Source organism: Variovorax sp. GW458-11-26-14-LB1 (assembly GCF_059423965.1).
This window is the reverse complement of record NZ_JBWKYW010000004.1, coordinates 149,345-171,928: the sequence shown is the minus strand read 5'-3', so window position 1 is coordinate 171,928 and position 22,584 is coordinate 149,345. Positions and strand designations below refer to the sequence as shown.

General features: G+C 67.9%; 20 protein-coding genes. 18 read left to right on the top strand and 2 right to left on the bottom strand.

Annotated elements, in window-relative coordinates:
* Positions 1-12 precede the first annotated feature (12 nt).
* The 13 genes from AC07YS_RS04720 (at position 13) to accD (ending at position 14,953) form a co-directional block, all read left to right on the top strand.
* A complete protein-coding gene (locus AC07YS_RS04720; protein WP_062479704.1) occupies positions 13-333 on the top strand; it encodes an FAD assembly factor SdhE in 321 nt (106 codons plus the stop codon).
* A gap of 24 nt (positions 334-357) precedes the next feature.
* Positions 358-1,668 carry a citrate synthase gene (gltA, locus tag AC07YS_RS04715; RefSeq protein ID WP_056572035.1) on the top strand — a complete coding sequence of 437 codons (1,311 nt, stop codon included), beginning with the start codon at positions 358-360 and terminating at the stop codon, positions 1,666-1,668.
* 180 nt (positions 1,669-1,848) lie between these two features.
* Positions 1,849-2,802, top strand: a complete 954-nt coding sequence (locus AC07YS_RS04710) for a LysR substrate-binding domain-containing protein (protein WP_495268080.1) — start codon at positions 1,849-1,851, stop codon at positions 2,800-2,802.
* A 48-nt stretch (positions 2,803-2,850) separates the two neighbouring features.
* Complete coding sequence (gene leuC / locus AC07YS_RS04705; protein WP_307586694.1) at positions 2,851-4,272, top strand: 3-isopropylmalate dehydratase large subunit; 1,422 nt, start codon at positions 2,851-2,853, stop codon at positions 4,270-4,272.
* A gap of 24 nt (positions 4,273-4,296) precedes the next feature.
* Positions 4,297-4,947, top strand: coding sequence for a 3-isopropylmalate dehydratase small subunit (gene leuD / locus AC07YS_RS04700; protein ID WP_062479700.1), 651 nt, complete (start codon positions 4,297-4,299; stop codon positions 4,945-4,947).
* Between the two features lie 43 nt (positions 4,948-4,990).
* A complete protein-coding gene (gene leuB, locus AC07YS_RS04695; RefSeq protein ID WP_495268081.1) occupies positions 4,991-6,079 on the top strand; it encodes a 3-isopropylmalate dehydrogenase in 1,089 nt (362 codons plus the stop codon).
* A 90-nt stretch (positions 6,080-6,169) separates the two neighbouring features.
* Positions 6,170-7,315, top strand: a complete 1,146-nt coding sequence (gene asd / locus AC07YS_RS04690; protein ID WP_495268082.1) for an aspartate-semialdehyde dehydrogenase — start codon at positions 6,170-6,172, stop codon at positions 7,313-7,315.
* Between the two features lie 167 nt (positions 7,316-7,482).
* Positions 7,483-10,281, top strand: coding sequence for a FimV/HubP family polar landmark protein (locus AC07YS_RS04685; protein ID WP_495268083.1), 2,799 nt, complete (start codon positions 7,483-7,485; stop codon positions 10,279-10,281).
* Positions 10,282-10,312: 31 nt separating this feature from the next.
* Positions 10,313-11,137: a tRNA pseudouridine(38-40) synthase TruA gene (gene truA, locus AC07YS_RS04680; RefSeq protein ID WP_495268084.1), complete on the top strand. Its 825-nt coding sequence runs from the start codon at positions 10,313-10,315 to the stop codon at positions 11,135-11,137.
* Entirely contained in the window at positions 11,134-11,877 is a 744-nt protein-coding gene (locus AC07YS_RS04675; protein ID WP_139702441.1) for a phosphoribosylanthranilate isomerase, read from the top strand. The genes truA and AC07YS_RS04675 overlap by 4 nt, the downstream gene beginning before the upstream one ends.
* Before the next feature lie 47 nt (positions 11,878-11,924).
* On the top strand, positions 11,925-13,211 hold the full coding sequence (gene trpB, locus AC07YS_RS04670) for a tryptophan synthase subunit beta (RefSeq protein WP_062475486.1): 1,287 nt from the start codon (positions 11,925-11,927) through the stop codon (positions 13,209-13,211).
* A complete protein-coding gene (trpA, locus tag AC07YS_RS04665; protein WP_495268085.1) occupies positions 13,211-14,056 on the top strand; it encodes a tryptophan synthase subunit alpha in 846 nt (281 codons plus the stop codon). The genes trpB and trpA overlap by 1 nt, the downstream gene beginning before the upstream one ends.
* Before the next feature lie 24 nt (positions 14,057-14,080).
* Positions 14,081-14,953, top strand: a complete 873-nt coding sequence (gene accD, locus AC07YS_RS04660; RefSeq protein ID WP_062475492.1) for an acetyl-CoA carboxylase, carboxyltransferase subunit beta — start codon at positions 14,081-14,083, stop codon at positions 14,951-14,953.
* A gap of 85 nt (positions 14,954-15,038) precedes the next feature.
* On the opposite strand, the gene AC07YS_RS04655 is transcribed toward accD, so the two are convergent.
* Positions 15,039-15,599, bottom strand: coding sequence for a YggT family protein (locus AC07YS_RS04655; protein WP_056572059.1), 561 nt, complete (start codon positions 15,597-15,599; stop codon positions 15,039-15,041).
* Between the two features lie 90 nt (positions 15,600-15,689).
* Between AC07YS_RS04655 and AC07YS_RS04650 the strand changes: the two genes are divergently transcribed.
* The 5 genes from AC07YS_RS04650 to AC07YS_RS04630 all read left to right on the top strand — a co-directional run bounded on the left by AC07YS_RS04650 (position 15,690) and on the right by AC07YS_RS04630 (position 21,201).
* Complete coding sequence (locus AC07YS_RS04650) at positions 15,690-16,655, top strand: glycosyltransferase family 2 protein (RefSeq protein ID WP_495268086.1); 966 nt, start codon at positions 15,690-15,692, stop codon at positions 16,653-16,655.
* Between the two features lie 28 nt (positions 16,656-16,683).
* Positions 16,684-17,307 carry an LON peptidase substrate-binding domain-containing protein gene (locus tag AC07YS_RS04645; protein ID WP_495268087.1) on the top strand — a complete coding sequence of 208 codons (624 nt, stop codon included), beginning with the start codon at positions 16,684-16,686 and terminating at the stop codon, positions 17,305-17,307.
* A 17-nt stretch (positions 17,308-17,324) separates the two neighbouring features.
* Entirely contained in the window at positions 17,325-18,695 is a 1,371-nt protein-coding gene (locus AC07YS_RS04640; RefSeq protein ID WP_495268088.1) for a glycosyltransferase family protein, read from the top strand.
* Between the two features lie 146 nt (positions 18,696-18,841).
* Positions 18,842-20,383, top strand: coding sequence for a lysine--tRNA ligase (lysS, locus tag AC07YS_RS04635; protein WP_062475499.1), 1,542 nt, complete (start codon positions 18,842-18,844; stop codon positions 20,381-20,383).
* A 23-nt stretch (positions 20,384-20,406) separates the two neighbouring features.
* A complete protein-coding gene (locus tag AC07YS_RS04630) occupies positions 20,407-21,201 on the top strand; it encodes a class I SAM-dependent methyltransferase (protein ID WP_495268089.1) in 795 nt (264 codons plus the stop codon).
* A 21-nt stretch (positions 21,202-21,222) separates the two neighbouring features.
* On the opposite strand, the gene AC07YS_RS04625 is transcribed toward AC07YS_RS04630, so the two are convergent.
* Complete coding sequence (locus AC07YS_RS04625) at positions 21,223-22,557, bottom strand: galactosyl transferase GMA12/MNN10 family protein (protein ID WP_495268090.1); 1,335 nt, start codon at positions 22,555-22,557, stop codon at positions 21,223-21,225.
* Positions 22,558-22,584 lie beyond the last annotated feature (27 nt).

The following is a 22,584-nucleotide window of genomic DNA, read 5'->3' as shown; positions in this document are numbered from 1 at the left end:
GAAGCCTTACTTATGTCGACCCCCGCCAACGCCCCCGATACGCTGCTCGGCGAACGCGCGCTGAGCAAGCTCAAGTGGCGTTGCCGGCGCGGCCTGCTGGAGAACGACCTGTTCATCGCCCGCTTCTTCGAGCGGCACGAATCCCACATGACCGTCGGTCAAGCGGGAGCGATGGAGACATTGATGGACCTGTCGGACAACGACCTCCTCGACCTGCTGCTGTGCAGAAAGGAGCCCGAGCCCGCATGGGCCGGGGCCGAGGTGGTCGCATTGCTGCAGCTGATGCGTACCGACGGCGCTCAGCGTCCTGCCATTTTTTCTCCTTCGTCCTGAATCCACCTCTGAAAGTAAACCGAAATGAAAGCATCCGATACCAAGGCCACGCTGTCGTTCAGCAATGGCGGCGACAACGTCGAACTGCCGATCTACAAGGGCACCATCGGGCCCGACGTGATCGACATCCGCAAGCTGTATGCACAGACCGGCATGTTCACGTACGACCCGGGCTTCATGTCGACCGCCGCCTGCCAGTCGGCCATCACCTACATCGACGGTGACAAGGGCGAGCTGCTGTACCGCGGCTACCCCATCGAGCAGCTCGCCACCAACTGCGACTTCCTCGAGACCTGCCACCTGCTGCTGTACGGCGAGCTGCCGGACGCCGGCAAGAAGGCCAATTTCACCAAGCTCGTGACCAACCACACGATGGTCAACGAGCAGATGCAGTTCTTCCTGCGCGGCTTCCGCCGTGATGCCCACCCGATGGCCATCATGACCGGCCTAGTGGGCGCCCTGTCGGCCTTCTATCACGACAGCACGGACATCAACAATCCCGAGCACCGCGAGATCGCCGCGATCCGCCTGATCGCGAAGATGCCCACGCTCGTGGCCATGGCCTACAAGTACACCGTCGGCCAGCCGTACATGTACCCGAAGAACGAACTCAGCTATGCAGGCAACTTCCTGCACATGATGTTCGCCACGCCGTGCGAAGAGTACAAGGTGAACCCGGTGCTCGAGCGCGCGCTCGACCGCATCTTCATCCTGCACGCAGACCACGAGCAGAACGCCTCGACCTCGACCGTGCGCCTGTGCGGCTCGTCGGGCACGAACCCCTTCGCGGCCATTGCAGCCGGCGTGGCCTGCCTGTGGGGCCCGGCCCACGGCGGTGCCAACGAAGCGGCGCTGAACATGCTGTACGACATCCAGCGCGAAGGCGGCGTGGAAAAGATCGGCGAGTTCATCAAGAAGGTCAAGGACAAGAACTCGAACGTCAAGCTGATGGGCTTCGGCCATCGCGTGTACAAGAACTACGACCCGCGCGCCAAGCTCATGCAGGAAACCTGCAACGAAGTGCTGACCGAGCTGGGCCTGGAAAACGACCCGCTGTTCAAGCTCGCCAAGGAACTCGAGAAGATCGCCCTGGAAGACGAGTACTTCGTGTCGCGCAAGCTGTACCCGAACGTCGACTTCTACTCGGGCATCGTGCAGCGCGCCATCGGCATCCCCGTGCCGCTGTTCACCGCGATCTTCGCGCTGGCCCGCACCGTCGGCTGGATCGCCCAGCTGAACGAAATGATCGGCGACCCCGAGTACAAGATCGGCCGCCCGCGCCAGCTGTTCGAAGGCTCGCCCAAGCGTGACGTGAAGCCGATCTCGGCCCGCTGATCGACCGGCCGCGGAACCTCCGCCCCCTGAAAAAGCTGCCTCCGGGCAGCTTTTTTATTGCCCGTTCGGCATGCCCCTCCTCGCCAGCCGGCAACGAGGTCATCGCGCATCGCGATGGCAAGGGCTTCAAAACAGTAAGAAAATAGCCAACTCATCGCCAAACGCGATGCCCAAGCCCCCATGAGCACGTCCGAACGCAACTTTGCCCGCCGCATCGACCTCACGTCGCTGCAGCTGTTCGTGGCCGTGTGCGAGCTGGGCAGCATCGGGCGCGCGGCGGAGCGCGAGTTCATCGCGGCCTCGGCCGTGAGCAAGCGGCTGTCCGACCTGGAGGCCACGCTCGGCACCGCCCTGCTCTACCGCCATGCGCGCGGCGTCGACCTCACGCCGGCCGGCGAAAGCCTGCTGCACCACGCCCGCTCGGTGCTCTACAGCCTCGAGAAGATGCAGGGCGAGCTCAGCGAATACGCCGACGGCGTGCGCGGCCACGTGCGGGTGCACGCCAACATCTCGGCCATCGTGCAGTTCCTGCCGGAAGACCTGGGCGTGTTCTCGCGAGCCCATGAGGCCATCAAGATCGACCTCGAGGAGCACCTGAGCAGCGAAGTGATCCGCGCGGTGCAGGAAGGCGCGGCCGACCTGGGCGTGTGCCACGTGGCCGGCGGCGCGGGCGAATTGCAGAGCCTTTCCTACCGCCACGACCGCCTCGCGCTGATCGTTCCCGAGGGGCACGCGCTGGCCACGCAGGACACGATCGATTTCGTCGACTCGCTGGCCTTCGACCACGTCGGCCTGCACACCAACAGCTCGATCTACGTGGCGATGCATGAAGCGGCGCTGAGCGCCGGCCGCAGCGTGAAGCTGCGTATCCACGTCACGGGCCTGGACGCCATGTGCCGGATGATCGACAACGGCCTGGGCATCGGCGTGATGCCGCAGCGCGCCTTCGAACTCATGCACAACGGCATCGGCCGCGGCCTCGTGAGCGTGACGCTCAACGACGCCTGGGCGGCGCGCGAGATCCGGCTGGTGGCGCGCGACTTCTCCACCCTGCCGGTGGCGGCGCGCACGCTGGTGAACCACCTGCACGCGGCGGCCGATTCGGCCGACGCCACCGAACGACTCGCGGCCTAGACCGCGTCGACAGACAATCCATTTCCCCACGAAAGACAAGAGACCGACATGGCACGCACGCTCTACGACAAGATCTGGGACGAACACGTCGTCCACACCGAGGAAGACGGCACCGCGATCCTCTACATCGACCGCCACCTGGTGCACGAAGTGACCAGCCCGCAGGCCTTCGAGGGCCTGCGCGAAGCCGGCCGCAAGCTGTGGCGCATCAGCTCGGTGGTGGCCACCGCCGACCACAACACGCCGACCACCGGCTGGGAGCGCGGCTACGAAGGCATTGCCGACCCGACCAGCAAGGAACAGGTCACCACGCTGGACCACAACATCGCCGAGTTCGGCGCCGCCGCGTTCTTCCCGTTCCTGAGCAAGCGCCAGGGCATCGTGCACGTGATCGGCCCGGAAAGCGGCGCGACGCTGCCGGGCATGACGGTGGTCTGCGGCGACTCGCACACCTCCACGCACGGCGCGTTCGGCGCACTGGCGCACGGCATCGGCACCAGCGAGGTCGAGCACGTGATGGCCACGCAGACGCTGCTGGGCAAGAAGGCCAAGAACATGCTCGTGAAGGTCGAAGGCAAGCTGCCTTTGGGCTGCACCGCCAAGGACATCGTGCTGGCCATCATCGGCAAGATCGGCACCGCCGGCGGCACGGGCTATACGATCGAATTCGCCGGCTCGGCTATTCGCGACCTGAGCATGGAAGGCCGCATGACGGTCTGCAACATGGCCATCGAGGCCGGCGCGCGCGCCGGGCTGGTGGCGGTCGACGAGAAGACCATCGCCTACGTGAAGGGCCGCCCGCTCGCGCCCACCGGCGTCGAATGGGACCAGGCCGTGAGCTACTGGCGCACGCTGCAGTCCGACCCCGGCGCGACCTTCGACGCCGTGGTCGAGCTCGACGCCACGCAGATCCAGCCGCAGGTCACCTGGGGCACCTCGCCCGAAATGGTGGTCGAGATCAACGGCCGCGTGCCCGATCCCGACAAGGAAAAGGACGCCAGCAAGCGCAGCGCCATCGAGCGCGCGCTGGTCTACATGGGCCTGGAGCCCAACAAGGCCATGAACGACATCTTCATCGACAAGGTGTTCATCGGCTCGTGCACCAACAGCCGCATCGAGGACATGCGCGAAGCCGCCGCCGTGGTGAAGAAACTCGGCCAGAAGGTCGCGAAGAACGTGAAGCTCGCGATGGTCGTGCCCGGTTCGGGCGTGGTGAAGGAGCAGGCCGAGCGCGAAGGGCTCGATGTGATCTTCAAGGCCGCGGGCTTCGAATGGCGTGAGCCCGGCTGCTCGATGTGCCTGGCAATGAACGCCGACCGCCTCGAGCCCGGCGAGCGCTGCGCATCGACCAGCAACCGCAACTTCGAAGGCCGCCAGGGCGCCGGTGGCCGCACCCACCTCGTGAGCCCGGCGATGGCCGCCGCCGCCGCGGTGCACGGCCACTTCGTCGACGTGCGCACTTTTGCCTGATCTGGCCTGACCTGGAGACATCACATGCAGAAATTCACCGTGCACAAGGGCCTCGTGGCCCCCATGGACCGCGAGAACGTCGACACCGACGCGATCATTCCCAAGCAGTTCCTCAAGTCGATCAAGAAGACCGGCTTCGGCGTGAACCTGTTCGACGAGTGGCGCTACCTGGACGCCGGCTTTCCGGGCCAGGACCCGGCCAGCCGCAAGCCGAACCCCGACTTCGTGCTGAACCAGCCCCGCTACGCCGGCGCCTCGGTGCTGCTGGCGCGCAAGAACTTCGGCTGCGGCTCGTCGCGCGAGCACGCGCCGTGGGCCCTCGACCAGTACGGCTTTCGCGCGATCATTGCGCCGAGCTACGCCGACATCTTCTTCAACAACAGCTTCAAGAACGGCCTGTTGCCGATCGTGCTGCCCGAGTCGCAGGTCTCGCAGCTGTTCGACGAAGCCTTCGCCTTCCCGGGCTACACGCTGACCATCGACCTGGAACGCCAGGTGGTCGTGAAGCCCGACGGCCAGGAGTTCGCGTTCGACGTGCAGGCCTTCCGCAAGTACTGCCTGATCAACGGGCTGGACGACATCGGCCTGACGCTGCGCCACAAGGACAAGATCAAGGCCTTCGAGACCGAGCGCCTGGCACAAAAGCCCTGGCTCGCGCACACGATGATCTCGTGATCGGCGGCCTTTCCGTTTTCAAGAAAAAACCTCAGACCAACTTATGAAAATCGCAGTTCTCCCGGGTGACGGCATCGGCACCGAAATCGTGGCGGAAGCCGTCAGGGTGCTCGAAGTCCTCGACCTGAAGTTCGAGATGGAATCGGCCCTGGTCGGCGGCGCGGCCTACGAGGCGCACGGCCACCCGCTGCCCGAATCGACGCTGAAGCTCGCCAAGGACGCCGACGCGGTGCTGTTCGGCGCCGTCGGCGACTGGAAGTACGACAAGCTCGACCGCCCGCTGCGGCCCGAGCAGGCCATCCTGGGGCTGCGCAAGAACCTGGGCCTGTTCGCCAACTTCCGCCCGGCCATCTGCTACGAGCAGCTGGTGGGCGCCTCGAGCCTGAAGCCCGAGCTGATCGCGGGCCTGGACATCCTCATCATCCGCGAGCTGACCGGCGACATCTATTTCGGCCAGCCGCGCGGACGCCGCATCGCCACCGACGGCCACTTCCCGGGCGCTGAAGAAGCTTTCGACACGATGCGCTACTCGCGCCCCGAGGTCGAGCGCATCGCCCACGTCGCCTTCGAAGCGGCCCGCAAGCGCAGCAAGCGCGTGACCAGCGTGGACAAGGCCAACGTGCTCGAGACCTTCCAGTTCTGGAAGGACATCGTGACCGAGGTCGGCAAGGAGTACCCGGACGTCGAGCTCGACCATATGTACGTCGACAACGCGGCCATGCAGCTCGTGAAGGCGCCCAAGAAGTTCGACGTGGTCGTCACCGGCAACATGTTCGGCGACATCCTCTCGGACGAGGCCGCGATGCTCACCGGCTCCATCGGCATGCTGCCCTCGGCCTCGCTCAATGCGAGCAACCAGGGCCTGTACGAGCCCAGCCACGGCAGCGCGCCCGACATTGCTGGCAAAGGGGTTGCCAATCCTTTGGCTACAATCCTGTCCGCTGCCATGATGCTTCGCTTCTCCCTCAACCAGCCCGAAGCTGCCGACCGTATCGAGTCGGCGGTCAAGCACGTGCTCGCCTCCGGGCTGCGCACGGGCGACATCTGGTCCGAAGGCACGAAGCGCGTCGGCACCCGCGAAATGGGCGACGCGGTCGTAGCAGCCATCACCAAAAAGACGATTACCGGCTAACCGCAGCCCGCTTCGTCACGCCCTCCCCCGGCCGACGAGTCGGGGGCAAAAAAGACTGATTTTTTCTTTCTTCACTAAGGGCAAACTGAAATGGCGAACGCATCCAAGCAACCTCTGGTCGGCCTCGTGGGCTGGCGCGGCATGGTCGGCTCGGTCCTCATGGACCGCATGCAGGCCGAAGGCGACTTCGGCCTCATCGAGCCGGTCTTCTTCTCGACCTCGAACGCGGGCGGCAAGGCCCCGGCGATGGCCAAGAACGAAACCACGCTCAAGGATGCGAACGACATCGAGGCACTGAAGAAGTGCGACATCGTCATCACCTGCCAGGGCGGCGACTACACCAGCGAGGTCTTCCCCAAGCTGCGCGCCGCCGGCTGGAACGGCCACTGGATCGACGCGGCCTCCACGCTGCGCATGAACGATGACGCGATCATCGTGCTCGACCCCGTCAACCTGCCCGTGATCCAGAACGCGCTCGCCAAGGGCGGCAAGAACTGGGTCGGCGGCAACTGCACCGTCAGCTGCATGCTCATGGGCGTGGGCGCCCTCTACAAGGCCGGCCTGGTCGAGTGGATGACCAGCATGACCTACCAGGCGGCCTCGGGCGGCGGCGCGCAGCACATGCGCGAGCTGCTGACCCAGTTCGGCACGCTGAACGCCGAAGTGCGCGCCCTGCTCGACGACCCGAAGTCGGCCATCCTCGAGATCGACCGCAAGGTACTGCACAAGCAGCAGAACCTGAGCGCCTCCGAAATCGCCAACTTCGGCGCCCCGCTGGGCGGCTCGCTGATCCCCTGGATCGACAAGGACCTGGGCGACGGCATGTCCAAGGAAGAGTGGAAGGGCGGCGCCGAGACCAACAAGATCCTCGGCCAGGGCGCGGGCTTCGGCACCGCCGCCACGCCGGTCGATGGCTTCTGCGTGCGCATCGGCGCGATGCGCTGCCACAGCCAGGCCCTGACCTTCAAGCTCAAGAAGGACGTGCCGGTGGCCGACATCGAAGCGATGATCGCCGCCGACAACCCCTGGGCCAAGGTCGTGCCGAACACGCGCGAAGCCACCGTGAGGGACCTGACGCCGGTGGCCGTGACCGGCACCATGGACATCCCGGTCGGCCGCATCCGCAAGTTGGCGATGGGCCCCGAGTACGTCGGCGCCTTCACCATCGGCGACCAGCTGCTGTGGGGCGCGGCCGAACCGCTGCGTCGCATGCTGCGCATCCTGCTCGAAGCCTGATGCGGGCAGCTCAGGGCCTTGAAATACAAAAATGTTGCCAAAAGGCAACACAGGATGTCATCGGAAGTATGCGCGCACTGGGTAGATCAGGCGCATTGCCTTGTCAGTGCATGTTGATGATGCTAACGTCCTCTTACAAATTCAGGGCCTGAGCCGCCCCTATCAGCATGACAAGACATCTGTTGCCCGCGGCCCGCCCTTCGGCCGCCCGCCCCGCCCTGCCGTCGAATGGCTGGCGCCTTTCCATCCTGGGTGCCGCTGCGGCCCTGACGCTGGGACTGGCCAGCGCCGACGCCAGCGCCTTCGCGCTGGGACCGCTGCGGGTGCAGTCGGCACTGGGCGAACCGCTGCGCGCCGAGATCGATGTCACTGAAATGGCCGCCAACGAGGCGGAAGGCCTGAAGATCAACATCGCCACGGCCGAAGCCTTCAAGAACGCAGGCATCCCGTACAACGCGGCCCTCGGCGACGTGAAAGCCACGCTGCAACGCCGCGCCGGCGGCCAGTACGTGGTGCGCCTGGCCGGCAACCGTCCGCTCAACGACCCCTTCATCGACCTGCTGCTCGAAGCCAATGGCGCCTCGGGCCGCATCGTCCGCGACTACACCGTGCTGCTCGATCCGCCGGCCACGCGCCAGGCGGCAGCCGCGCCGGTGACGCCCATCGCACCGCAGATCGCCACGCCGGTCGAGCGCCCCGCGCCCGCCCCGCGCGTGCGCCGCGAACCCGCGCCTGCGGTCGCTGCAACGCCCGCACCCGCTGCGGCTGCACCGGCCCCTGCGGCCGCGCCGGCACGTGCCGCCGTTGCTGCCCCCAGCGGCGGCAGTGACGAGCAAGTCACGGTGCGCCGTGGCGACACCGCCGGCAAGATCGCCTCTACTCACAAGCCAGCCGATGTCTCGCTCGACCAGATGCTGGTCGCGCTGCTGAACGCCAACCCCGACGCCTTCGTCGGCGGCAACGTCAACCGGATGAAGGCCGGTGCCGTGCTCGACCTGCCGAACGCCGCCGCAGCGAGCGCCGTGCCGGCCGCCGACGCACGCCGCACGATCACCGCGCAAAGCCGCGACTTCGGCAGCTACCGCCAGCGCCTCGCCGAAAACGCCCCGACCACCAACGTGGCCGCCGCAAGCCGCCAGGCCTCGGGCAAGCTGCAGGCCAGCGTGGAAGACCGCAACGCCGCCGCCAGCGCACCCGACAAGCTCACGGTGTCGCAAGGCAACGCCGCCACGCGCGCCGCCGATGAAAAGGTCGCGCAGGCCCGCCAGGCGCAGGACAGCAGCAGCCGCGTCGCCGAACTCACGAAGAACATCAACGAGCTGAACAAGCTCAAGGCCGGCACCGGCACGGGCACGGGATCGTCCGCTGCGGCCGCCGCGCCCGCAGCGCCGGCCACCACGCCCGGCATCGCCGTTCCCGCACCGCTGACCGGTGCCACGACGCCGACGCCAGCGGTAGCGGCCGCTCCTGCGCCCGCCGCGGCCCCTACCGCCGCAGCCACCGCACCGGCAACGCCGGCGCCGGCAGCCGCACCAACCGCTCCCGCTGCAACGGCCCCCGTCGCCGCGGCCTCCGCTGCAGCACCCGCCGCAGCCGCCGCACCGTCGGCCACCGACGCAGCCGCCCTGCCCGTGGCAGCCGCAGCCAGCGCTGCAGTTGCAGCCGCCGCGCCCATCGTCGCTCCCAAGCCTGTGGTCAAGGCCGCACCGCCGCCGCCCCCGCCGGAGCGCAGCTTCCTCGACGAGTTGCTCGACAACCCGCTGATGCTTGCCGGCGCCGCGCTGATCGCGCTGCTGGTCGGCTTCCTGCTGTACCGCGTGCTGGGCCGCCGCCGCGAAGAGATGAGCGAAAGCGTGTTCCTCGAGAGCCGCATTCCCAAGGACTCGTTCTTCGGCGCCAGCGGCGGCGAATCGGTCGACACCAAGAACCGCGGCGACTCCACCGTGTCGTCGCTGTCGTACTCGCCGAGCCAGCTCGATGCGGGCGATGTCGACCCGGTCGCCGAAGCCGACGTCTACCTGGCCTACGGCCGCGACCTGCAGGCCGAGGAAATCCTGCGTGAAGCGCTGCGCCTGAACCCGGACCGCACCGCCATCCACCTGAAGCTGCTCGAAATCCACGCCAAGCGCCGCGATGTGCGCGCCTTCGACGGCCTGGCCACCGAAGTGCACAAGCTGACCAACGGTGCGGGCTCCGAATGGAACCGCGTGGTCGACATGGGCAAGGACCTCGACCCGGGCAACCCGCTGTACGAATCGGGCACGGGCACCGCGCGAGGCGCCAGCCAGGCCGAGACCGCCGCATTCGCCGGCGCGCTGGCCGCTGCCGCCAAGCCGGCTGCCGCAGTCGCAGCCGCCGTCGTGGCACCGCCGCCCCCGGCCGCACCGCCCGTGGCGTCGGCCCCGCCGGCCTTCATGCCCTCGGTCGCACCACTGGACTTCGACCTCGACCTGACCCAGCCGCCCGCACCGGCACCTGCTCCGGTGGGTGCCAGCCTGCCGAAGTCGGTCTACGCGCCGACGGCCGCGCCGGCCCCGCTGAGCAACGGCCACGCCGCAGCGCCTGTCGACCTTGAAAACGATTTCGACACGGCCCCCGGCGCGCTGACGGCCCACACCCGCCCCTCGTCGCTGAACGACGCGGAGCACAACACCCGCCCGGCCATGCTGCGCGACACGCTGCCTGCCGACTCGGGCTTCATCGAGTTCGACATGAGCGCCCTCGCCGGCCTCCCGGCCCGCTCCGCCGCCGCCGAAGCACCGCGCTCTGCGGCCGTGGCCACCTCGCCGTCCGCCCTGGACGACGACGGTGACGACAACCCGCACGCCGTGAAGCTCTCGCTGGCCCGCGAACTGCAGGCCATCGGCGACGTCGAAGGCGCGCGCTCGCTGGTCGAGGAAGTCGAAGCCGAAAGCGCCGGCGACCTCAAGTCGCAAGCCAAGCAGCTGCTCGCCGAACTGCGCTGAGCCGGTTGCCGACTGCCCTTCTGATCGCTTCGTGAGGCTGGCACTCGGCATCCGCTACAACGGCCAGGCATACGAGGGCTGGCAGAGCCAGCGCTCGGGCCGCACGGTGCAGGACAAGCTCGAAGCCGCCCTCGCGAAGTTCGCCGGCCTGCCCGCCGGCAGCCGGGTCAGCACGCTGTGCGCCGGCCGCACCGACGCCGGTGTGCACGGGCTGATGCAGGTGGTGCACTTCGACACCGACATCGAACGCGACCCGTTCTCCTGGATGCGCGGCACCAACCGCTACCTGCCCGACGACATCGCGGTGCAGTGGGCGCACCCGGTGCCCGACGAATTCCATTGCCGCGCCAGCGCCCTGGCGCGCCGCTACGTCTACGTGCTCTCGCAGTCGCCCGTGCGGCCCAGCCTCGATGCGGGCCGGGTCGGCTGGTCGATGTACCCGCTCGACGGCGATGCGATGCGCGCCGCGGCAGCGCTGCTGGTGGGCCGGCACGACTTCAGCTCCTTCCGCGCCTCGGCCTGCCAGGCCCTCTCGCCGGTCAAGGACCTGCGGCGCCTGGAGATCACGCGCGTGGGCAACGGCGAACGCTGCCGCTGGCATTTCGAGTTCGAGGCGGACGCCTTCCTGCACCACATGATCCGCAACCTGATGGGCAGCCTGGTGCGCATCGGCCGCGGCGACGAGCGGCCCGAATGGATCACCGAGGTGCTCGAGGCGCGCAGCCGCAAGGTGGCCGCGCCCACCTTTTCCGCCGACGGCCTGTACTTCCTCGGCCCGTTGTACGACGCCAAGTGGGGTCTGCCGGCCGAGGCCACGCTCCAGGGCGAGCGGGCTTCGTATGATGGCCCGCCATGACATCTCCCGCTCCTCTCGCCCCACGCACCCGCATCAAGATCTGTGGCCTCACGCGTGAGGCCGACGTCGACGCGGCGGTCGAGGCTGGCGCCGACGCGATCGGTTTCGTGCTCTACCCGAAGAGCCCGCGCGCCGTGAGCGTCGAGCGCGCCGCCGAGCTGGCCTCGCGCCTGCCGCCCTTCATCACGCCCGTGCTGCTGTTCGTGAACGCGGACGCGCCCGAAGTCCTGGCCTCCCTGGCCCGCGTGAAAGGCGCCATCGCGCAGTTCCACGGGGAAGAAACGCCCGAACAGTGCGAGGAAGCCACCGGCCCGGGACGCTTTCGTTACATGCGCGCCGCCCGGATTCCACTGGGGGCTGCCGGGGCCGGCTTCGACCTCGTAAAATACGCGTCCGATTACTCCCGCGCCCAGGCCATCCTGCTCGACGCCCATGTCGAAGGTTATGGCGGAGGCGGCAAGGCTTTCGATTGGTCACTTCTTCCACCCGCCGTCGACGCTCACCTCGTCTTGAGTGGTGGGCTCACACCTGCAAACGTGAGCGATGGCATTCACAGCCTGCGGACGCGCTGCAAGACGCTGTCCGTTGATGTGAGTTCGGGCGTCGAAATCGACGGTCCCGGGCACAAGGGCCTCAAGGACGCCGGAAAGATCCGGGCATTCGTCGCCGCCGTGAGAGCCGCAGATGCGGCGAACACTGTCAAAGCCTCGGCAGCCGACGCTTCGTCCTTCTCCAGTTAGCCGCCGCACCCGATCGCATTCGGGCTGCGGCCCATCGATCGAGAACCATGCAAAGCCAATTCCAGGACTACCAGCAACCCGACGCCAGCGGCCATTTCGGCCCCTACGGCGGCACCTTCGCGAGCGAAACGCTCACCCACGCGATCAACGAGCTGCGCGACGCGTATGCGAAGTTCAAGGACGACCCGGCCTTCCTGGCCGAGTTCCACTACGAGCTGAAGCACTTCGTCGGCCGCCCCTCGCCGATCTATCACGCAGCGCGCACCAGCCGCGAAATGGGCGGCGCGCAGATCTACCTGAAGCGCGAGGACCTCAACCACACCGGCGCGCACAAGATCAACAACGTGATCGGCCAGGCGATGCTCGCGCGCCGCATGGGCAAGCCCCGCGTCATCGCCGAAACCGGCGCCGGCCAGCACGGCGTGGCCACCGCCACCATCTGCGCGCGCTACGGCCTCGAATGCGTGGTCTACATGGGCAGCCAGGACGTGAAGCGCCAGAGCCCCAACGTCTACCGCATGAACCTGCTGGGCGCGACCGTCGTGCCCGTCGAATCGGGCAGCAAGACGCTGAAGGACGCGCTCAACGAGGCCATGCGCGACTGGGTCACCAACGTCGAAAACACCTTCTACATCATCGGCACGGTGGCGGGCCCGCACCCCTACCCGACCATGGTGCGCGACTTCCAGAGCGTGATCGGCACCGAGTGCATCGCGCAGATGCCCGCCATGCTCGCGGCCGACGGCATCACCGGCGAAGCGGAAGGCAAGCAGCCCGACGTGGTGGTCGCCTGCGTGGGCGGCGGCAGCAATGCGATCGGCATCTTCCACCCCTACATTCCGTTCGCGGGCACGCGCCTCATCGGCGTGGAAGCGGCCGGCGAAGGCCTGGACAGCGGCAAGCACGCCGCCTCGATCCTGCGCGGCAGCCCCGGCGTGCTGCACGGCAACCGCACCTACCTGCTGCAGAACGACGACGGCCAGATCACCGAGACGCACAGCGTCAGCGCGGGCCTCGACTACCCGGGCGTGGGCCCCGAGCACGCCTACCTGGCCGACATCGGCCGCGCCGAGTACGTCGGCATCACCGACGTCGAGGCGCTCGAAGCCTTCCACTACCTGTGCCGCACGGAGGGCATCATTCCCGCGCTCGAATCCAGCCACGCCATGGCCTACGCCCTGAAGCTCGCCAAGACCATGCGCCCCGACCAGTCCATCCTCGTGAACCTCTCGGGCCGCGGCGACAAGGACATCGGCACCGTCGCCGACCTGTCGGGCGTCGATTTCTACGACCGGCCCTCGATGCGCGGTCTGAGCGTGAAGGGAGGCAAGTGATGAGCCGCATTGCCGCCAAGTTCCAGGCCCTGCAAACGCAAGGCCGTCGCGCACTGATCCCTTACGTCACCGCCGGTTTCCCCTTCGCCGACATCACGCCCGAGCTCATGCACGGCATGGTCGAGGCGGGCGCCGACGTGATCGAGCTGGGCGTGCCCTTCTCCGACCCGATGGCCGACGGCCCCGTGATCCAGAAGGCCGGCGAGGCCGCGCTGGCGCTGGGCGTCGGCATGAAGCAGGTGCTCGCCATGGTGGCCGCCTTCCGCACGAAGGACACGACCACGCCGGTCGTGCTCATGGGCTACGCCAACCCGGTCGAGCGCTACGACCTCGTGCACGGCAAGAAGGCCTTCATCCGCGACGCGGCCGCGGCCGGCGTCGATGGCCTGCTGGTCGTCGACTACCCGCCCGAGGAGTGCGAGGACTTCGCCGCCGACCTGAAAGCCGCCGGCATCGACCTGATCTTCCTGCTGGCCCCCACCAGCACCCCCGAGCGCATGGCGCAGGTGGCGCGCATCGCGAGCGGCTACGTGTACTACGTGTCGCTCAAGGGCGTGACCGGCGCCGGCCACCTCGACACCGAGGCGGTCGGGCGCATGATCCCGCGCATCCGCGAGCACGTGAGCATCCCCGTCGGCGTGGGCTTCGGCATCCGCGACGCGCGCACGGCGCAGGCCATCGGCTCGGCGGCGGACGCCGTGGTCATCGGCACCAAGATCATTCAACTCATCGAAGACCAGCCCCGCGAAAACGTGGTGCCCACGGTGCGCGAATTCCTGGCCGGCATCCGCGAGGCGCTCGACGCCCTGCCGGCCGCCACAGCCAAGAACGCGGCTGGTCGATAATCACTGCCCTCACAAGGAGCCCCCATGAGCTGGCTTGAAAAACTGCTACCCGCCAAGATCGCACAAACCGACCCGTCCGAGCGCCGCCAGGTGCCCGAGGGCCTGTGGATCAAATGCCCGGCCTGCGAGACCGTTCTGTACAAGACCGACCTCGAGCACAACCAGAACGTCTGCCCGAGCTGCAGCCACCACCACCGCATCGGCGCCCGCGCCCGGCTCGATGCGTTCCTGGACGCCGAAGGCCGCTACGAAGTCGGCCAGGAAGTGCTGCCGGTCGACGCCCTGAAGTTCAAGGACAGCCGCAAGTACCCCGAGCGCCTGAAAGAAGCCCTGGAAAACACCGGCGAGACCGACGCGCTGGTCGTCATGGGCGGCTCCGTCCACAGCATCAGCGTGGTCGTGGCCTGCTTCGAGTTCGAGTTCATGGGTGGCTCCATGGGCAGCGTGGTCGGCGAGCGCTTCGTGCGCGGCGTCGAGACCGCCATCGAGCAGAAGGTGCCCTTCGTGTGCTTCACCGCCACCGGCGGCGCGCGCATGCAGGAAGGCCTGCTCTCGCTGATGCAGATGGCCAAGACCAACGCCGCGCTCACGCGCCTGGCGAAGAAGGGCCTGCCCTACATCAGCGTGCTGACCGACCCGACCATGGGCGGCGTGAGCGCCGGCTTCGCCTTCGTGGGCGACGTGGTGATCGCCGAGCCCAAGGCGCTGATCGGCTTTGCCGGCCCGCGCGTGATCGAATCGACCGTGCGCGTGACGCTGCCCGAAGGCTTCCAGCGCGCCGAGTTCCTGCAGACCAAGGGCGCGATCGACTTCATCAGCGACCGCCGCGAACTGCGCAAGACCATCGCCAGCACGCTGGCCATGCTGCTGCGCCAGCCGGCCGACGCGGTGCTCTGACCTTCACCGTAGCTCAGGCCTCGGCCTGAACGCCCGCACGCTGTGAAAGGCGATGCGGGCGTTTTGCTGTCTGGAGTGAACGTCCTCAGGCGCCGAGCCGGAACGCGAAGACCAGCAGGTTGCCCAGCACGATCGCCACCACCTGCAGCACCACGATGGCGGCCAGCGGCGACAGGTCGACCCCGCCGATCAGCGGAATGAAGCGGCGAAACGGCCGCACCAGCGGCTCGGCCAAGCGCGAGATCAGGTCGAGCAGCATCGGCGAAGCGCCCGGAATCCACGACAGCACCGCGTACACCACCAGCAGCGCCGTCAGGCCCGACACCGCCAGCTGCAGCAGGCCGACCAGCGACACCAGCGGCAGCGCCGTGATCCGCGCCAGGCTGCCGGCCAGCAGCCACAGCACCAGGAACTTGAGCATCACCAGCAGCCAGGCCGCGATCAGGCTCGCGAGGTCCCAGCGCTTCACCGCGGGCACGATGCGCCGCAGCGGCAGCACGATCCAGTCGGTGATGGCGAACACGAAACGCCCCAGCGGATTGCCGAAGGGCACGCGGTGGTATTGCATGTACAGGCGCAGCAGGCAGGCGCCGCCGAGCAGGCCGACGATCACGTCGAGAAGAAACGAGGGTATCTGGTACAACATGTCGGATGGGCAGGGAGGTGCGCACGCGCGCGACTGCTCCGATTCTGGACCACAAGCCTCGCCCCCGGCCACACCGCCCTACGGAACCCCATGCCTTTGCTCAGCGTCGTGCTCCCCACCTTCAACAGCGGCGAGTTCCTCATCGAGACGCTGCAGTCGCTGCAGGCACAGACCTTCACCGACTTCGAGCTGCTGGTCATGGACGACGCCAGCACCGACGGCACCTGGGAGCGCCTGGCCGCCTTCGACGACCCGCGCATCCGGCGGCACCGCAACGCCTGCAACGTCGGCCTGCCGGCCAACATGAACCTCGCGATGGCGATGGCCCGGGGCACCTACCTGGCGCGCGTCGACCACGACGACTGCGCCACGCCGGAGCGCTTCGCCAAGCAGGTCGCGTTCCTGCAAAGCAACCCGTCGGTCACCGTCGTCGGCAGCCAGCTCGAGCACTTCCAGGACCAGGCCGGCGTCACCGGCCTGCCGCTGGACGACGCGACGATCAAGGCCCGCATGGTGGAGGGCTACGACTACCTCGCGAACCAGAGCACGACCGGGCGGCTGGACTTCTACCGCGCGCACGGGCTGCAGTTCGACCCCAACCTCTACGCCGTCGACGACCTCGGGTTCTGGGTCGACTGCATGCTGCACGGCGCGCGTTTCGCGAACCTGCCCGAGCCACTGACGCGCTACCGCATCCACCCGGGCATGACCTCCCGCACCTTGCCGCGCGACCGGCTCTACGCCTCGAAAGACCGCATCTACCGGCGCCTGCTGCCGCTGGTCTTCCCGCGCCTGCGGGGCCGCGAGTGCGAACAGCTGCTGACGCTGTACCGCAACCCCGGCGACATGCCCCAGACGCTGGCCCACCTGGTCGACCTGCATCGCGCGGCGCACAGCGCCCTGTCCGAGGTCGACACGCGCTGGGGCCAGAGCGCCGGCGAGTGCCAGCAGTCGATCCTGAACCTGCTCAACCACGCGCGCCACGCGTTCCAGATGCAGGGGATACTGCGGCCCGAACACGCGACCGTCCTCAACCTGATCCTTCAACCCAGCTGACCGCGGCGACTGGCCCGGCCCTTTCAACGTGCGCATTCCTCTCTTTCCGCTCGGTACGGTTCTGTTTCCCGGCGGCCTGCTGCCGCTGCGTGTCTTCGAGGTCCGCTACCTCGACATGGTCGGCAAGTGCCGCAAGGCCGGCACCCCGTTCGGCGTCGTCAGCCTGACGAGCGGCGCCGAGGTGCGCAAGGCTGGCGCCGAAGCCGAAAGCTTTGCCGCCGTCGGCACGCTCGCCGACATCCGCACCTTCGACGCGCCGCAAAGCGGCCTGCTGCAGATCGAATGCGTCGGCACGCAGCGCTTTCGCGTGCGCAGCAGCGAGCTGCAGAAGCACGGCCTGTGGATCGCCGAGGTCGACGCCGTCGCCGACGATGTCGACCTCGAGATCCCCGACGACCTGCGCCACACCGCCACCGCGCTGCGCCGCCTGATCGACACCCTCGAAGAGCGCCGCCACGCGCAGGGCGACACCGTGCGCCTGCCGATCAGCGCGCCCTACCGCCTCGACGACTGCGGCTGGGTGGCCAACCGCTGGTGCGAGCTGGTGCCGATGCAGCTGGAACGCAAGCAGCGCCTGATGGAACTCGACAGCCCGCTGATGCGGCTGGAGCTGGTGAGCGACCTGCTGGCGCGTACCGGCATCACCGACTAGACACGGCCCGCTGCGAGATGAGCCCGGCGCCGGTCCGCTTCCACTCGATCCTGCTGCGCGCGGGCGCGGACGCCTTCGCAGACAACCACCGCGCCTACTGCGCCCGCTGGGGCTACGCGCACCGCCTGCACGCCATCGGCACGCCGCACAACAGCGCGCGCACGCTGCTGGTCTACAAGTACAGCGTGGTGAGCGCGGCATTGGCCGATGCGCCCGACGGCACGCTGCTGGTCTTCGCGGACGACGACGCGGCCTTTCTCGTGCCCCTGCCCGCGCCGACCGTGATCGGCGACGCGCCCTACTGGATCGCCGAGAACGAGCACAACCACCGCCCCGAAGGCAGCTGCTTCATGCTGCGCGCCGGCCCCGAGGCCGCGGCTTTGGTGGCTTCCGTGCTCGACCGCCTGCGCACCGCGCCCGACGCGGGCACCGACCGCTGGGCGCACCGGGAGCTCGAAGGCTTGGCGGCCCATCCGCACCACCAGCTCATCGACGGCCGGCACTACCCCAACCTGCTGTTCGCCCGCTTCGGCCACTACCTGCCGGAGGTCTCGGCCTTCGTGCTCTCGTTCAATCCCGCGGTCCACATCGATGTCCAGGACATGCGGGTGCGGGGCCTCTTCGTCGCGCACCTGAACACGGTGCTCGCGCGCGACGGCCAGCTCTACGACGACCTGCCGCCGGCACCCACGGGCCAGCCGGACTACGAAGTGCGCAACCCCGGCCGCCCCGTCGCCCTGCTGACCAGCTACACGCCCAACATCGCCGGCTATGCCACGCTGTCGGAACGCAACATCGCCGCGTACGCCGACCACCACGGCCACACCCACCACGTCTACCGCAACCTGCCCGCCGACCTGCGGGGCCGCGTGGCCGGCAACTGGATCAAGCCCCGGCTGCTGCTCAAGCACCTGGCCGAACACGAACAGGTCGCGTGGGTCGATGCCGACATCCTCATCCACGACCGCGCACGGCCGCTCGCGTCCCTGCTGCGTGGCCGGCCGGTGGCGCTGGCGCGCGACGTGTCGGGCTACGAATTCAACAGCGGCTTCATGGTGTTCTCGAACACGCCGGCCTGCATCGCCTACCTGGAGCGCGTGCAAGCGCTGATCGACGCCGTGCAGGACAAGCGCGGTGTCTACGCCTCGGGCGGTGACCAGGCCTTCTTCGTCGCCGCCTGGGCCGAGGCCGGCGGCGACGCGGTCATGCCGCGTTCCGACGGCGTGTCCTTCAATTCGCACCCCGCGCTGTACGACGGCGACAGCTTCATGCTGCACTACATGGGCTACCCGGATCGCCTGCGCACGCTGGTGATGCAGCACGACGCCCAACGGATCGCGCACCGCCACGCGGGCACGCCAGACGCCGCGACACCGCCGAACGGCTGAAAACGTTGAGGGTTAAGCTCTACTTTTGATAGCAATCCTCACAGAACTGACGGGCGCTTCAGGCCGATTCCGCTCAAGGCCGATGGGCTAAAATGCACGGCCCGCGCACACCCTCCCTCTTCTTGCTGCGCCCCCACACGCCTCCCATGTCCGACGAACAACTGCCCTCCTCTTCTCCCACGTCCACGGCCGACGACAACCAGCTCATCGTCGAACGCCGCGAAAAGCTCAAGCTGCTGCGCACGGCGCAGACCGAAGGCAAGGGGGTCGCGTTCCCGAACGACTTCAAGCCCGGCCACCGCGCCGCGGCGCTGGTCGAGCAGCACGGCGGCACCGAGCCGGAAGCCCTGGAAGCACAGGCCGTCGCCGTCAGCGTGGCCGGCCGCATGATGCTCAAGCGCGTGATGGGCAAGGCCAGCTTCGCGACCGTGCAGGATGCCACCGGCCGCATCCAGCTGTACGTGACGCGCGACGCCATCGGCGAAGAGGCGTACGCCGACTTCAAGCGCTGGGACCTCGGCGACATCCTCGGTGCCGAAGGCACGCTGATGAAGACCAAGACCGGCGAGCTGTCGATCAAGGTCAGCCGCCTGCGCCTGCTCACCAAGAGCCTGCGTCCGCTGCCCGACAAGTTCCACGGCATGGCCGACCAGGAGCAGAAGTACCGCCAGCGCTATGTCGACCTGATCACCGACGAATCGGCCCGTGTGCGCTTCACCGCGCGCAGCAAGGCCGTGAGCGCGCTGCGCGAGTTCATGGTGGCCAACGACTTCCTCGAGGTCGAGACGCCCATGCTGCACCCGATCCCGGGCGGCGCCAACGCCAAGCCGTTCAAGACGCACCACAACGCGCTCGACCAGGAGATGTTCCTGCGCATCGCGCCCGAGCTGTACCTCAAGCGCCTGATCGTCGGCGGCTTCGAGCGCGTGTTCGAGATCAATCGGAGCTACCGCAACGAGGGCATCTCGGTGCGGCACAATCCCGAGTTCACGATGATGGAGTTCTATGCGGCCTACTGGAACTACCGCGACCTCATGGACTTTACCGAGACGCTGATCCGCACCATCGCCGACAAGGCCGTGGGCACGCAGCAGCTCACCTACGGCGGCAAGGCCGTCGACCTCACGCAGCCCTTCGAGCGCCTGACGATCCGCGAAGCGATCCTCAAGCACACCGATGCGGGTGACGGCGTGGACGACACCGCCTGGCTCATCAACGCCCTGCGCAAGCTCGGCCTGAGCGAAGAAAAGGACAAGCTCTCGCAGCGCAGCCTCGCCAGCCTGCAGGTGATGTACTTCGAGGAGACCGTCGAAGAGAAGCTCTGGCAGCCGACCTTCATCATGGAGCACCCGACCGAGATCTCGCCGCTGGCGCGCGCCAACGACGAGCGCCCCGAGGTCACCGAGCGCTTCGAGCTGTACATCACCGGTCGCGAGTTCGGCAACGGCTTCAGCGAGCTGAACGACGCCGAAGACCAGGCCGCGCGCTTCAACGCGCAGGTGGCCGCCAAGGACAGCGGCGACGACGAAGCCATGTTCTACGACCACGACTTCGTGCGCGCGCTCGAATACGGCATGCCGCCCACCGGCGGCTGCGGCATCGGCATCGACCGCCTGATGATGCTGCTGACCGATTCGCCGAGCATCCGCGACGTGATCCTGTTCCCGGCGCTGCGCCGGGAAGGCTGACCCACCCGACGGGGACGCTGTCCATGACCGACTTTCTCTGGCAAGACCGCGACAAGAAGGAATACGTCTACCCGTTCAACCCCAGGCCCGAGTGCCTGGACATGATCCAGCGTCCTCCCACGGTCGCCCTCGACATCGGTTGCGGCTCCGGTGGCGTGGGCCACGAACTGCGCCGGCGCCACCCCGGTTGCGAACTCTGGGGCTGCGAGTTCAACGCCTCGGCGGCGCAGGTGGCGCGCGAACATTTCGACAAGGTCGTCGAGCAGGACGTGGAAAACGTCGACTTCGCCGCGATGGGCCTCACGCGCCCCTTCGACCTCGTGTGCCTGTTCGACGTGCTCGAGCACCTCGTCAATCCCTGGCAGCTGCTCAGCGGCCTCAAGCGCATCGTCGCGCCGGATGCGCAGATCCTGGTCAGCCTGCCGAACGCGTCCAACCTGCCGATGCTGTACGACGCCATGCGCGGGCATTGGCGCTACACCCACTGGGGCCTGCTCGACTTCACGCACCTGCGCTTCTTCACAGACTTCGACGCGCGCAAGATGTTCTACCAGACGGGCTTTCGCGTGATCGACCACCGGCTCGACTACCTCGGCGAAGGCCGCGGCATCTACGAGCGCCACCAGGCCGAGCCCTTCCCCCTGGTGCTGACGCTGGGCGGGCTCTCGCTGCAGGTCGCATCGGCCGACGACCTGGCGCGGCTGTGCGCCGACCGCAACCTTTATCTGCTCAGCCCGCACCACGGCGACTTCCGCGACGACAGCGAGCGCGAGATGGCGTCGAACAGCTACCCCACGACCTACACCTTCGGCGGCTGAAGCGCGGCGCGTGCCGCCCGCTCAGCCCAGGCGCTTCGACCGCGCGTCGACGTCCGCCATGTACACCGACCGGTAAGGCTCCCCGAGCCCCACGAAGTGCACCAGCAGGCTGTCGTCGCCCGCCAGGTGCGGCGGCGTGTTGATGCTCAGCAGGTCGGTCACGACCGCGTCGCCGATCAGGCCGTGTTCGCCCAGCACCACGTTCGTGTAGTACTGGTCGCCCTGGCTGGCGTACACGGTCGACTTGTCGTCGACGCCGGTGATGCGCTCCCACAATTGCGTGAGCAGTTCGAGGTTGCGCTCGGTGTGGCGGAACCCCATCACGCCCGAGTTGACGTCCCACGCGCCGATGTCCTTGGCGAACAGCAGGTCGCGGCCTTCGAGCAGCGGCTCGATGCGTTGGGCCTGGTTGACGAACAGGGTGTCGGCGTCGATCCAGACCACCCACTGGTGCTGCGCGAGATGCCGCTTCACGAGCCAGCTCTTCACCCAGGCGCCGCTGATCGACGGATCGAGTTCGTCCGGGATGCCGCGGTAGACGTGGTAGCCGCACCCGTGCCGCTCGCAGTAGCGCCGCACGTTGTGCTCCGACACGCGCGCGTAGTCGTTGATGTGGTGCGTGTAGAGCGTGACGAAGGCGATGGACGCCTGCGGGTTGACGCACGAATACGCGTCCTCCGAGATCGCCGGGTAGGCCGGCGGCGGCAGCACGGGCTCGCCGTCGATCAGCGCCGCGTTCACCCGGCGCACCAGCAGGCGCTGCAGGTTGGCGTCGTGCAGCAGCTCTTCCATCACGCGGCCTTCGGCATCCAGCTCCGGCAGGGCCGCCAGGTGCACCACGAAGATGCGGGCATGGAACCAGGTCGCGATGCGCCACGAGACGTTCACATAGCAGTCGCCGATGGGCCCGTTGCACGGCAGCAGGCCGGCCGGCTGCAGCAGCGCCGCCGCGTCGAGACGGGGCGTGACGCGCGCGACGACCTGGCTCGCCGCCCGGATGAGCGCATGCAACAACGCGCGGTTGGCCGCCGTGTTGCGCAGGATCATCAGGTTGCACAGCGGCAGGCCCTTGGGCCCGTCCACCACGAGCAGGTCGCGGCCTTCCAGGAGCGTTTCGACGGCCACCGGGTGGAACACCACCGAATCACCATCGAGAAAGAGCAGCCAGTCGCCCTCGTCGAGCCCGCGCAGGCGGCGCAGCATCTCGGCGTATTTCGCGCAGTCGCGCAGCGCGGAGTGCCCGGCGCGCTCGGTCTCCACCCAGGCATGGGGGTAGCCGAAACGTCGGCAGTAGTGGCTGTGGTTGCGCAGCACCGGCTCGTCGAGCCGGTCGAAGAAGGTCAGGCACAGCGGCATCGACGGCTTCCGGGTGGGGTGGTCATT